Raw genomic sequence first — 11,992 nt, 5'->3', positions numbered from 1 at the left:
CACTAGTGCAATGGAGAGCGCAATGACGGGGACCCCGCGGTCGACGACATCGGAGCCGACGACACCACCGCCCGCCGCCTACACCCCCACCGAGCGCACCGTCCCCACCCGGGCCGCCCAGAGGGCCTCGTACGACAGGGAACTGGTGCACTCGATACTCGACGAGGGGTACGTCTGCCATCTCGGCTTCGTCCGCGACGGCGCCCCGGTGGTGCTGCCGACGCTGTACGGCCGGGTCGGCGAGACGCTCTATGTGCACGGCTCGACGGGCTCGCGCCCGCTACGGATGACGGGCCAGGCCGACCCGGGCCTCCCGGTGTGCCTGACGGTCACCCATGTGGACGCGCTGATCCTGGCCCGCTCCGCCTTCCACCACTCGATCAACTACCGCTCGGTGGTGGTGCACGGCACCGCGCACCAGGTGACCGACCCGGAGGAGCGCCGGATCGCCCTGGACGCCCTGGTCGACCATGTCGTACCGGGCCGCTCGCTGGACTCCCGGCCCGCCAACGGCAAGGAGTTCGCGGCCACGGCCGTGATCCGCCTCGACCTGAACGAGGTCTCGGCCAAGACCCGCACCGGCGGCGTCAACGACGAGCCCGAGGACCTCACGCTCCCCCACTGGGCCGGCGTCGTTCCCCTCCGCAAGGGCTACGGAACCCCGATCCCGGACCCCGACCTGGCCCCGGGCACCGCACTCCCGGCCTACCTCAAGACCCTGTAGCCACCGGCGAACCCGCGCCCCTGACCCGCGCCCCGAGGGGGCGCGGGGAACCGCGCGAGCAACCACAATGGACCGCACCCCGCGGACTTCAGGCCCCGAACCGCCTCATCGGCCGCATGTCACCGGGCCCCGGCCACCTCATCGCCCCCGGCCCACCGATATGCCGGCCCCCACCCCTTCCCCACCGGACGCCACCTTCCTCGGCGCCCGCCTGCCCGGCGCGGACCGCTGCGCGACGAACGCCCCGGCCAGCACGACCAGCCCCCCGAAGATCTGCGCCGCGCCCAGGTGCTCACCCAGCAGCACCCACGCGAGCACGGTCGCCACCACCGCCTCCAGGCACCCCACCACCCCGGCCACCTGGGGAGACAACCGCCGCACGGCCACCACCCCGGTCATATAGGCGAGCACCGTGGCGATCAGCACCACCCACCCGAGCAGCATCCAGGCCGGAACGGCCGTCCCGTCCATCAGCGCGGTGCCCCCGAGCACTTTCCACTCCATCCCCCACGGCCGGGCCACCACCGTGAGCACGACCGCCCCCACCAGCAGTCCGTAGGCGATGACACCGAGCGGGTCCGGTGCCTCGGCCCCGGCCTCGCTCCCCTGGTCGGCCAGGACGAAGTACCCGGCCTGACAACAGGCGGCGCCCAGCGCGAGCAGCAGCCCCAGCGGATCGAAGCTCAGCCCGGACCAGATCTCGACGACGCAGGCGAGGCCGCCGACCGCGAGGACGACCCCGACCGCCGCCGCCCGGGTCACCGGCCGCCGCTGCACGAAGCGCACCCACCCGAGGACGATCGCCGGGCCGAGGTACTCCACGAGCAGGGCGACTCCGACGGGGATACGGGAGATGGACGCGAAGTAGAAGGCCTGCACACCGGCCACGGCGAACAGTCCGAAACCGACGAGCAGCGCGGGCCGCCGCCGCAGCAGGCCCCTGTGCCGGACGGCCAACGGCAGCATCACCAGCGCGGCGCCGACGACCCGCAGCCACACCACGTGCAACGGATCGAGCCCCGCCTCGATGAGCGGCTTGGCCGCCGTGCCCGATCCGCCGAAGGCGACGGCGGACCCGAGCGCGAGCACCAGCCCGACACCCCGACCGCGTTGTCCGTGACTCCCCTGAGACGTATGCACCGGCACATGATGACAGCCGACGACAGGAGCGTCACCCCCATTGACACCTGTCTCACCGACTGGACCGCAGGCGGGCTGCGGCCGACTGAACCGCAGCCACCCTGAAGACAGCCGGGGTCAGAGGGCCTCGCCCGTCCGCACGACCCGCCGCGCCGCGGCTCCGACGTCGACACCGACGGTGGCCAGCACCTCCACGGCCCTCGACCCGGTGGCCGCGACCAGCGCGGCGAGCAGGTCAACGCCGTGGGCCGACCGCTCACCCCGCCGTACGGCACGGTCGTACGCCTGGCCCATCGCGCGGGCCGCGACCGGAGACCAGCCGGGCGTGCCCGGGGCACCCGGGACGACTCCGGCGTCCTCGACCCCGATCTGCCAGCGCAGTCCGTAGCCGATGCTGCGCTGCACCAGATAGCCGAGCAGCCTGGCGACCTGCGGTCCGTCGAAGACGTCGCGGACGTCGGGATCGGACTCCAGGAGCGCGTGCAGCAGATGGGCGGTGTCGATCTGCCGGTCCCCGTCCCGGAGGGCCCGTCTGCGCGCAGCGGCGATCACGGAGGTCAGCTCGTCCGTGAGGCTGCCCTCGATCTCCACGTGGTCCGGACCATGATCTACGGCCGACTGCCGGGGAATGGGGGGTCGCACGCCCTCCACCCCATCAGTCCCACCACCCCCGGGGCATCCACGGCAGGAAGCATCTTCGCGTCCCACACAGGTTGCGTAGGGAGGACCCGCTTCTCCTCCCTGGGGATGAGATGGGGGCGATCACGCCCCAGGGGCGCGCGACCCCTCGCCCCACGCCCCGCACGCAACCGCGTGGCACCGGCGCTCGTCCCTCACCCCATGGAGAGCGGGTGCTGGCTGGTGACCCTGCCGGCGATCGACGGCAGACAGTACGTGTACCGGGTGTACGCCCCCGAGACCGCGTTGCCCGCGGACCTGTTCTGGGAGGCCTGGCACTGCCACGACGAAAGCCGGCTGCCCCGTGCATGGGACCTGTTCGACGCGGCACTGATCCGCCAGGCCCCCTAGACACCGAACCGTCCGGAAGCCCCCACCCTTCCTGACGGTTCATCAATATTGAATGTTCAGGGGCCCGGGACTACGTTCCGCGACACCACCGTCCGAGACGAAGGGGTTGTCGCATGGCCGATGTCAGCGCGGAGGCACGCATTGAGGCGCCCGCCGAGCAGGTCTGGGCCCGGCTCGTCGACTGGTCCGCGTACGGCGAGTGGAACACGACCCACACCGGCTTCCCCCAGGGCGGCCCGCGGACCCTCGAAGTGGGCGGCACCTTCCAGGAGAACCTGAGGCTCATGGGCTTCCCGGCGGAGGTCGAGTGGACCATCGCCGAGCTGGAACCCGCCCGCACCCTGGCCATCCGCGGCAAGGGCCCGATGGCCGTGGACCTCACCACCCGCTACACCCTCACCCCCGACGGCGACGCCACCACGGTCCGCGTCGACGGTCGGTTCACCGGCGCCGCGGTCTCCCTGATGGCGGGCAAACTCAAGGACTCCGCCACGGCCGCGCTCGACGAATCCCTGCGCAAGCTGGGCGCACTCGTCGTCTGACCGAAGCCCTCCCCCGCCACCCACGCGCCCGGCACACACGAGAGCGCCCCCGGTTCACTCCGGGGGCGCTCCCGCACCTCACCTCACCCACTCACCGCTGTCAGTCCTCGTCGGCGAGGATCAGGTACAGCTTCTTGCGGGCTTCGTTGATCACCGTCAGCGCCTTGTCGCGCTGGTCCTTGTCGCCGGTCTTCCAGACCTGGCCGAACGCCTCCATCAGACCGAAGCCGGCCTGCCGGATCTCGCTCAGCGCCTCCCAGTCGACCCCGCGCGAGGCCTCTTCCCAAGGAGCCTCGAGCCCCTCCTCGGCCGCGGTGCGGCCGGCCTCGGTGAGCGAGAACAGCTTCTTGCCGCCCTCGCTCGCGCTGGCGATCAGCCCCTCGTCCTCCAGCAACTGGAGGGTGGGGTACACCGAGCCGGGACTGGGCTTCCACGCCCCACCGCTGCGCTCGGCGATCTCCTGGATCATCTCGTAGCCGTGCATGGGCCTGTCCTTGAGGAGGGCCAGGATCGAGGCGCGTACATCGCCCCGCCGCGCCCTTCCCCTGGGTCCGCCTCGGCCGCGTCCACCCCACGGGCCACCGCCGAAGGGCCCGAACGGCCCGGGACCACCATGGCCCGGCCCGAACGGCCCGAAGGCGGCCCGCAGCGCCTCGCCGTCACCTCGTCCGCGGCGGTGCTCCCCACCGCGTCGCCCATGCCCATGCTCGAATCCGAAGTCCTGTCCACGGGAATTCACTGCCATCACTCCATCCATCGTTGACCTGTCGCGAATCTGTCGCGATGCCTCAACGATATATCGGAACCGATCGCATGACAACCCCCTGACACGAGGGCGGGACAGAGCCAGCCAGAAGGGGTCGCGACACGCGGTGCGATCGGCTGGGGGGCTCAAACACCCTGCACGAGCCGTCAGTTCACGAGCCGGGGTCGCACAGCAGTGCGTACACGAGCCCAAGGGCGACCGGATACCCTGCGCGAGACAGCAGGATGGTCAGGGAGGGGAAGCGTGACCGACACCAGCAACACCCGACCCGCAGACAGCGACGCGCGAGCTCCGCGGCAGAGCCGACTGCACCGCCTGATGCGCTATCTCCCGCTGATCGCCCCCGTCCTCCTGTGGACCGTGCCCTGCTGGGTGCTCCTGTACGCCGGCCAGCACTGGCCGCTGTCCGTCACGCTGGCCGGCACCGCGCTGTTCGTCCTCGGCCTCATCGGCATGCCGCTCGCGATGGCGCGCGGCCACGGCCGTCGCCAGCAGGACAGGGCGGCGATCATCGGCGACACCCTGCTCGGCGCCAGCTGGGTTCTGTTCACCTGGTCCGTTCTGCTCGGCCTCTTCCTGCGGCTCGCCCTGACCGTGACCGGCGTCGGCGAGAGCCAGGACCGGGCCCGCGTCGTCACCTGGGCCGTCCTCGGCATCACCGCCGTACTCCTCGCCTGGGGATACGCCGAAGCCCGCCGCGTGCCACGCGTGCGCCGCCTCGACGTGCGACTCCCTCGGCTGGGCGCGGGGCTGGACGGCCTGCGCGTCGCCCTCATCACCGACACCCACTACGGCCCGCTCGACCGCGCCCGCTGGTCGGCACGGGTGTGCGAGACCGTGAACACCCTGGAAGCCGATCTGGTCTGCCACACCGGCGACATCGCGGACGGCACGGCCGAACGCCGCCGCTCCCAGGCCGCCCCACTCGCAACCGTGCGGGCCACCCACGCCCGCGTGTACGTCACCGGCAACCACGAGTACTACAGCCAGGCCCAGGGCTGGGTCGACCTGATGGACGAGCTGGGCTGGGAACCGTTGCGCAACCGCCACGTGCTGCTCGAACGGGGCGGCGACACCCTCGTCGTCGCCGGCGTGGACGACGTCACCGCGGAATCCTCCGGCCTGGCGGGCCACCGTGCCCACCTCACCGGTGCCCTCGACGGCGCCGACCCCGACCTGCCCGTCCTGCTCCTGGCCCACCAGCCCAAGTTCATCGACCGGGCGGCAGCAGCCGGCATCGACCTCCAGCTCTCCGGCCACACCCACGGCGGCCAGATCTGGCCCTTCCACCACCTGGTCCGCCTCGACCAGCCCGCCCTCGCCGGTCTCAGCCGGCACGGCAGCCGCACCCTCCTCTACACCAGCCGCGGCACGGGCTTCTGGGGCCCGCCCTTCCGCGTCTTCGCCCCCAGCGAGATCACCCTGCTGGTACTCCGCTCCCCGCACCCGCCGACCTCGATGTAGCTCGGAACGGCCGGCTCGGTAGGAGTCCATCTCGGCACACCCGCGACCGGCACGGCGTGGCCCGTCATGACCGCGGCCAGGCAGCCGAGCACCTCCCGGACCCGAATCCGATCACCCCGTGCACCGCATCCGCCGACGCTCCCCCTAGGGTGCGGGAATGATCTCCGACAGCTACCTCTCCCAACTGTTCTCCCTCGACGGCCGGGTAGCCGTGGTGACAGGCGGCAGCTCCGGCATCGGCAAGGCCATCGCCACGGCGCTCGCCCGGGCCGGGGCGAGCGTGGTGATCGTCGCGCGCGGGGAGACGGAACTGGCGGCCACGGTCGAGCGGCTGACGGCGGACGGCTGCCGCGCGGCCTGGGTGAGCGGCGACCTCGGCACGCGCGCCGGCGTGCGCGCGGCGGCGGAGCAGGCGACGGAGGCGTTCGGTGAACCCGACATCCTCGTCAACAGCGCCGGCGTCAACCTCCGTCCCCCGCTGAGCGACCTGGGCGAGGACGTGTGGGACACCACCATGGCGGTGAACCTGGACGCGCCCTTCCTGCTGGGCCAGCGCTTCGGGCCCGGCATGGCCGAGCGGGGCTACGGACGCATCATCCACATCACCTCCCAGCAGGCGCACCGGGCGTTCGTCCGCAGCGGCGCGTACGGCGTCTCCAAGGGCGCCCTGGAGTCACTGGCCCGCTCTCAGGCCGAGGAGTGGTCGCCGTACGGCGTCACCTGCAACACCCTGGTCCCCGGCTTCGTCCCGACCCCGCTCAACACCCGCCTGTCGTCCGACCCGGAGCAGGTGGCGGCGCTCGCCGCCCGCACCCTGACCGGCCGCAACGGTCTCCCCGACGACTTCGCCGGCGCCGCGGTGTTCCTGTCCGGACGCTCAGCCGGCTACATCACCGGGCAGACGATCTTCGTCGACGGCGGCTTCTCCGTCCACTAGGCGGACCCTCGACTGTCAGGCGGACCCCGGTCTGCCAGGCGAATCCCGGTCCGACAGGCGGAGCCCCGTCTGCCAGGCCGATCCCGGTCCGACAGTCGGAGCCCCCGGCTGCCAGGCCGATCCCGTCCACCAAGGCGGCTTCTCCGTCCACCAGCCCACCCGTCCGGCGAAGTGGCCCATGAAACCCGGTCCACCCAGTCCACCGTCCCGGAATTGGCCTTGGCCCGTGGCTCGCCGAACCGCCTAGCGTCGTCCCATGCGCATTCGTATCGTCGACGCCTTCACCGACCGCCCCTTCTCCGGCAACCCGGCCGGAGTCCTCCTCCTCGACGCCTTCCCGGACGACGCCTGGCTCCGGAACGTGGCCAAAGAGGTCAACCACGCCGAGACCGCTTTCGCCCACCCCCTCCCGGCCGGCGGCGAGGCCGACTGGGCGCTGCGCTGGTTCACGCCGGTCGCCGAGGTGGCGATGTGCGGCCACGCCACACTGGCCACGGCGCACGTCCTGAACAGCACGCACACCCACGAGGGCCCGGTTCGGTTCGCCACGCGCAGCGGCGTCCTCATCGCCACACCCCAGCCGGACGGTTCCCTCACCCTCGACTTCCCGACCGCGCCCCTCACCCCGGTCGCCGTCCCGGACGGCGTCGCGGAGGCCCTCGGCGCCGAGCCGTTGAGCGCCTTCGACACCGGCCCGCAGGTGGGCGACCTGCTGCTGGAGCTGGCCGACGAGAAGACGGTCCTCGGTCTGACCCCCGACCCGCGTTCCCTCGGCCGCTACTCCGAGCGCGGCATCATCGCCACCGCCCGCGCCGAGGATGCCGCCGCCGGCCACGACTACGTCTCGCGCTGCTTCTTCCCGAACATCGGCATCGACGAGGACCCGGTCACGGGCAGCGCCCACACCGCCCTCGCCCCCTTCTGGTCCGCACGCCTGGGCAGCCCGGATCTCACCGGCCTCCAGGCCTCCCCCCGCTCCGGCCACGTCCGGACGGGACTCCGCGGCGACCGCACCCTGCTCTCCGGCCGCGCGGTCACGGTCATCGACGGCGAACTCCTCGCCTGACAGACGGCCTTCGCCCACTCCGTCCGCATTCCGCTCACGGCGTGGGCAGCCAGTCCACCTTCCCGGCCAGCAGGGCGTAACCCACGAACGCCCCGATGTCGAGCAGCGAGTGGGCCACGACCAGCGGGCCCACTCGCCCCCACCGCCGGTACAGGTAGACGAACACCACGCCCATCACCATGTTGCCGACGAAGCCGCCGATGCCCTGGTAGAGGTGGTACGAGCCGCGCAGCACCGAGCTGGCGGCCAGCGCGCTCCCCGGCGACCAGCCCAGTTGCTGGAGCCGGCGCAGCAGATACCCGACCACGATGACCTCTTCGAGGATCGCGTTCTGGATCGCGGAGAGGATCAGCACGGGGTACTTCCACCACACCTCGGGCAGCGCCTCCGGCACCACGGTGAGGTTGAAGCCGAGGCCGCGTGCCGCCAGGTAGAAGGCGATCCCGGTGCTGCCGATCACCGCGGCGATCGCCGCACCCCGGCCGAGATCGGGCCACGGCTTCGTCCGGTCGAAGCCGAGGGTCCGCAGCCCGGCGCCCTCACGCAGCAGGAAGTGCGCGACCAGCGCGACGGGCACCAGGGCGGTCGTGATGCCGAAGAGCTGCCACGCGAGGTCGAGCCACGGCCGGCCCGGCGCGGCCGAGGCGTTCATGGTGGCCGCCTGGTCCTTGAGCCCACCGGGTTCGGTCACCGACCCGATGAAGCTGATCAGCGCGGACACCCCGCTCGCGCCGAGCGAGAGCGCGAGCACGAGGAGCGTCTCGTCCCTCAGAATCCGTCGGCCCGGCCGCCCCTCCGGTACCGCGCCCTCCACCGACTCCGCCTGCCCCTGCACCCACGCCTCCCGTTGTCCGGCCCGCCGAGGGTCCATCATCACCCGCGGCGGTCCGCGACATTCCGTCGGCGTCCCTTCTCAGCGGCCCACCCGAACGGACGCGACGCCCGGGAGAGGGCCGGCGGCCCGGCGAAGGCCGCCCATCAGCACAGCGGCACCGGCTCCGGCAGCCCGACCGGCCAGCTGTGGACCGGTTCCCCGGAGTGCATCAGCTCGCCGTAGCGCCGTGTCGTGGCGGCCAGCGCCTCATCCCGGCCCAGCCCCTTGGCCAGGGCCCGGTGGAACGTTTCGACCTGCCAGGACGCCCCGTTGGCCCGGCGCCGGCAGCGCTCCTCGATCACTCCGAGGTAGAAGTCGCGATCGACCGGCTCGACCCCCCACGCGTCCAGCCCCGCCTCGGCGAGCGGCAACAGCTCGTCCCGTACGAGGTTCACCGCGTCCACCGGCCCCACCCCGCCGTAGCGCCCGCGCGGCCACTGCAACCGCGCGTCGATGCCGTGCCGGCAGGCCTCGTCGAAGTTGGCGGCGGCCGCCTCGAACGGCAGCCGCGTCCAGACCGGCCGCGACTCCTCGGCGAGAGCGCGTACCACGCCGTAGTAGAAGGCGGCGTTGGCGATCACGTCCGTGATGGTCGGCCCGGCGGGCAGCACCCGGTTCTCCACGCGCAGGTGCGGGACCCCGTCGGCGATGCCGTACACGGGCCGGTTCCAGCGGTAGATCGTGCCGTTGTGCAGGGTGAGTTCGGCGAGAGAGGGCACGCCGCCCGCGTCGAGGACGGCCATCGGGTCCTCCTCGTCACAGATGGGCAGCAGAGCCGGGAAGAAGCGCAGGTTCTCCTCGAAGAGGTCGAACGCCGAGGAGATCCAGCGCTCCCCGAACCAGGTGCGCGGCCGCACCCCTTGGGCCTGCAGCTCGGGCGGCCGGGTGTCGGTGGACTGCTGGAACAACGGCGGTCGCGACTCGCGCCACAGCTCGTGCCCGAACAGGAACGGCGAGTTGGCGCCGATGGCGACCTGCGCGGCGGCGACCGCCTGGGCGGCGTTCCACACGTCGGCGAACCGGCCCGGGGTGACCTGGAGGTGCAACTGCACCGACGTACAGGCCGCTTCGGGCGCGATGGACTTCGAGGTGCAGACGAGCCGCTCCACCCCGTCGATGTCGAGGGTGAAGTCCTCGCCCCGGGCGGCGACGATCTGATCGTTGAGCAGGGTGTAGCGGTCGCCCGCGGAGAGGTTCGAGGAGACCAGGTCGTCCCGGCCCAGGGTCGGCAGAATGCCGATCATCACGATTCCGGCGCCGACTTCGATCGCCTTGCGGTCGGCATACGCGAGGGAGGTGCGCAGCTCCTCGGAAAGCTGGTCGAATACCCGGCCGCCGAGCCGATGTGGAGCGATGTTGACTTCCAGGTTGAACATGGCGAGTTCTGTTTGGAAATCTCGGCTCGCAATCCTCTCCAGTACTTGCGCATTCATCATTCTGGGCAGCCCGTCACCGTCGACGAGGTTCAGCTCGATCTCCACACCCATCAGGTTCTTGGGGCGGTCGAACCGCTTCTCCTCCAGCAGCCGCGCCAGCCCCGCCAGGCACTGCCTCAACTTGTCGCGGTACTGCTGGCGATCGGAGAGGCCGAACGGCCCCGCCACGACCTTCTCTCCCATCTAGGGGTCCCTCCTTGGATGGGCAGGCCGACGATCCGGCCACTGCTGACTCGGGTCCACGAATGATGATGCCCCGATGGAGCCGCTGATAACGTCCCGGCCGCGACCTGCGCACGCTAGGCTGAACGCGGTCACCTACGGCACTATTCACTCGGCGTGCTTCTGGCACATTCAGCGGGCATGAATGTGCATGCGCTTTCCGCCTGTCGTGTTTCATGAAAAGCGTCGACGAGAACAGGCCGTCCACTACGCACCGGTATTACGAGGTCACCGGCGGTCCCCGTTGAAAAAGCGGGTTGATGAGCAGCTCCCGGCGACCTGATACCGCCTTGTTCTTCATATGGGGAACAGCTAGACGAAACCTTGCGTGAACACGTGTCGTATAAACTCTGCAAACGAGGCTGAGAGCGGCACTCGCGGTCCTCGGTCCCGCCGTCAGGCCACGCGCGGCGGACCCACCCACGCACCCGGACCCCGGGCACCCGTCTCTCCGATCCCCGCGAGCTGACAGCGCCGTCCGCCCCCGCCCTCGCGCCACCGTGCCTGTCGAATGGAGAGGCGACCCACCATGCCGCTGCATGTCCCCCCGGCTCCCGCGCCCGCCCTGCGCACCGTCCTCATGGCACTCGGTTCTCTCACCGCCGTCCACGAGGCGCGAACCCCGTCGCTGAAGAACGCCTCGGGCCCCGCCACGCCCGAACTTCCACTGCCCGTCCACGTCCTCGACCGGATCACCCCGGAGGGCACGGGCACCGCCCGGCTCACCGGATGGCGGTTCCTGATCCGCTGCGGCGACCGCGCCGTGGCCGCCGCCGAGACCCGGCTGACCCCGGACGGCTGGGTGTTCTCGCACTTCTTCGAGGGCCCGTACATCACCTCCACCGAGCGCGCCCTGCGCCAGGCCGAGGTCATGCAGCTGCCCTACCAGCCGCGCCTGCTGTCCGTGCCCGAGCTGTACATGCTCACGCTGTGGCTGCACACCGACCCCACCACCGACGGCACCTCCGGCCATCCGGCCACGGACGACCTGCTGGTCCCCCTGGCGCCGGCACCGCCCGGTATCGCCGCCCACCGCCCGCACCGGGCCGCCGATCTCCTCCCGGTGCTGACCACCCGGCTCACGCCCGCACCGCTGCTGGGGTCACCCGCCTGAACCAAGGCCGGCTCGTCTCTTCGCACCCCTCGCGCCCCGCTGCCGATTTCCCGGCGGCGGGGCGCTCGTTTTCCCTCTGCACCTCACCGAGAATGCGCGCTCTTTCGGGCGGCAATACGCTCGTACGAGCTATTCGCTCGCTATCCCGACCACCGGACTAGCCCCATCCGACCATGGCGAACCACCCGAAGGGACAGGGGGGCGGGGATGAACCGTCCGCGCGAGGGATGCGTCATCAACCTGTGAAGAAGCCGTGCTGCGAAATGCCTGCGGATTGACGCCCGTGGGGCAACACTGGGACCGGACCGATTTATCACAACGGGGGGCGGCCATGAACGAGGCTTCAAGCCGCGGGTCGGACAAACCAGCCGACTCAGACCACACGACAAGCCGAAAGATCCCAACAACCATGTGCCAGCACCAGCCACTGTGCCCGACAGCCGAATCCGCCGACCGAGAGGGCGCCCGACTCGTGGCGCACCACCCTGAGCAGGGATGGAGCCTGCTCTGCAACGGCGTTCTGCTCTTCGAGGACACCGGTGAGCTCCTGCCGGACGGCCAGATCATCGCACCACACCGCCCGATGGGCACCGTGGTGACAGCCGCCTGAGCCGCACAGACGTGCGCACAGGGTGAACGTCCCCGCACAGGACGTCCGCCCGACAGAAGAGGGGCCGG

At 71.3% G+C, this 11,992-nt stretch carries 13 protein-coding genes; 8 read left to right on the top strand and 5 right to left on the bottom strand.

Features of this window, described 5'->3' with window-relative positions; genetic code table 11:
- Positions 1–22: 22 nt before the first annotated feature.
- Positions 23–724, top strand: coding sequence for a pyridoxamine 5'-phosphate oxidase family protein (locus tag ACZ9QC_RS35660; RefSeq protein ID WP_472916841.1), 702 nt, complete (start codon positions 23–25; stop codon positions 722–724).
- Between the two features lie 138 nt (positions 725–862).
- On the opposite strand, the gene ACZ9QC_RS35655 is transcribed toward ACZ9QC_RS35660, so the two are convergent.
- Together ACZ9QC_RS35655 and ACZ9QC_RS35650 are read right to left on the bottom strand one after the other, a co-directional pair.
- Entirely contained in the window at positions 863–1,870 is a 1,008-nt protein-coding gene (locus ACZ9QC_RS35655) for an EamA family transporter (RefSeq protein ID WP_472916840.1), read from the bottom strand.
- A 111-nt stretch (positions 1,871–1,981) separates the two neighbouring features.
- Entirely contained in the window at positions 1,982–2,506 is a 525-nt protein-coding gene (locus ACZ9QC_RS35650; protein ID WP_472916839.1) for a peptidase, read from the bottom strand.
- 198 nt (positions 2,507–2,704) lie between these two features.
- Between ACZ9QC_RS35650 and ACZ9QC_RS35645 the strand changes: the two genes are divergently transcribed.
- Positions 2,705–2,893: a hypothetical protein gene (locus ACZ9QC_RS35645; RefSeq protein WP_472916838.1), complete on the top strand. Its 189-nt coding sequence runs from the start codon at positions 2,705–2,707 to the stop codon at positions 2,891–2,893.
- Between the two features lie 113 nt (positions 2,894–3,006).
- Positions 3,007–3,435: a type II toxin-antitoxin system Rv0910 family toxin gene (locus ACZ9QC_RS35640; RefSeq protein WP_472916837.1), complete on the top strand. Its 429-nt coding sequence runs from the start codon at positions 3,007–3,009 to the stop codon at positions 3,433–3,435.
- Positions 3,436–3,535: 100 nt separating this feature from the next.
- On the opposite strand, the gene ACZ9QC_RS35635 is transcribed toward ACZ9QC_RS35640, so the two are convergent.
- Positions 3,536–4,180, bottom strand: coding sequence for a PadR family transcriptional regulator (locus ACZ9QC_RS35635; protein WP_472916836.1), 645 nt, complete (start codon positions 4,178–4,180; stop codon positions 3,536–3,538).
- Positions 4,181–4,444: 264 nt separating this feature from the next.
- Between ACZ9QC_RS35635 and ACZ9QC_RS35630 the strand changes: the two genes are divergently transcribed.
- From ACZ9QC_RS35630 to ACZ9QC_RS35620, 3 genes are all read left to right on the top strand, one after another.
- Complete coding sequence (locus ACZ9QC_RS35630) at positions 4,445–5,665, top strand: metallophosphoesterase (protein WP_472916835.1); 1,221 nt, start codon at positions 4,445–4,447, stop codon at positions 5,663–5,665.
- Positions 5,666–5,822: 157 nt separating this feature from the next.
- Complete coding sequence (locus ACZ9QC_RS35625; RefSeq protein WP_472916834.1) at positions 5,823–6,602, top strand: SDR family NAD(P)-dependent oxidoreductase; 780 nt, start codon at positions 5,823–5,825, stop codon at positions 6,600–6,602.
- A 256-nt stretch (positions 6,603–6,858) separates the two neighbouring features.
- On the top strand, positions 6,859–7,668 hold the full coding sequence (locus ACZ9QC_RS35620) for a PhzF family phenazine biosynthesis protein (protein ID WP_472916833.1): 810 nt from the start codon (positions 6,859–6,861) through the stop codon (positions 7,666–7,668).
- 34 nt (positions 7,669–7,702) lie between these two features.
- Here the strand turns inward: ACZ9QC_RS35620 and ACZ9QC_RS35615 are convergent, their stop codons facing one another.
- Both ACZ9QC_RS35615 and ACZ9QC_RS35610 read right to left on the bottom strand, forming a co-directional pair.
- Positions 7,703–8,503 (bottom strand): CPBP family intramembrane glutamic endopeptidase, encoded by an 801-nt coding sequence (locus ACZ9QC_RS35615; RefSeq protein WP_472916832.1) that lies wholly within the window; start codon positions 8,501–8,503, stop codon positions 7,703–7,705.
- Positions 8,504–8,646: 143 nt separating this feature from the next.
- Complete coding sequence (locus tag ACZ9QC_RS35610) at positions 8,647–10,161, bottom strand: glutamate-cysteine ligase family protein (protein WP_472916831.1); 1,515 nt, start codon at positions 10,159–10,161, stop codon at positions 8,647–8,649.
- A gap of 568 nt (positions 10,162–10,729) precedes the next feature.
- Between ACZ9QC_RS35610 and ACZ9QC_RS35605 the strand changes: the two genes are divergently transcribed.
- Both ACZ9QC_RS35605 and ACZ9QC_RS35600 read left to right on the top strand, forming a co-directional pair.
- Positions 10,730–11,314 carry a hypothetical protein gene (locus ACZ9QC_RS35605; RefSeq protein WP_472916830.1) on the top strand — a complete coding sequence of 195 codons (585 nt, stop codon included), beginning with the start codon at positions 10,730–10,732 and terminating at the stop codon, positions 11,312–11,314.
- Between the two features lie 409 nt (positions 11,315–11,723).
- Positions 11,724–11,924 carry a DUF5999 family protein gene (locus ACZ9QC_RS35600; RefSeq protein WP_013005137.1) on the top strand — a complete coding sequence of 67 codons (201 nt, stop codon included), beginning with the start codon at positions 11,724–11,726 and terminating at the stop codon, positions 11,922–11,924.
- Positions 11,925–11,992 lie beyond the last annotated feature (68 nt).

It is taken from the genome of Streptomyces sp. HUAS MS02 (assembly GCF_055702265.1).
The sequence above is the reverse complement of the archived record's forward strand: the minus strand, read 5'-3'. Positions and strand labels throughout refer to the sequence as shown.